General features: G+C 53.8%; 1 pseudogene. It reads right to left on the reverse strand.

The annotated features are described in order from the left end of the window. Positions 1 to 292 (reverse strand): annotated as a pseudogene (locus tag PGX78_RS09360) (molybdopterin molybdotransferase MoeA); the annotation flags it as partial.

A 292-nucleotide genomic window follows, 5' to 3' on the forward strand; every position in this document is an offset into this window, starting at 1 on the left:
GGTCCTTGTAGACCGTTAAATCCGTATGGCCGATACCGACAGCTGCCGACATGGAACCGGCAGTCAGGACAGACCCGGCTTTTAGTATTAAGTCACCTGTCGTACATTCTTCACCGATAGGAATGACATTGTCACCCTTTTGCAGGGGCAGGTTAAGGTGAATACTCTTTCCGTCAGCTGTAGCGGACACCTGTTCCTGCATAACGATGGTGTCCGTTCCGTCAGGTAGGGCTCCGCCCGTCATAAGACGAACGGCGGCACCTTCTTTTACCGTGCCGTCATAGACCTCGCC

Origin of the sequence: Megasphaera sp. AF13-6AC (genome assembly GCF_027685385.1) — a bacterium.
Taxonomy (GTDB): domain Bacteria; phylum Bacillota; class Negativicutes; order Veillonellales; family Megasphaeraceae; genus Megasphaera; species Megasphaera micronuciformis.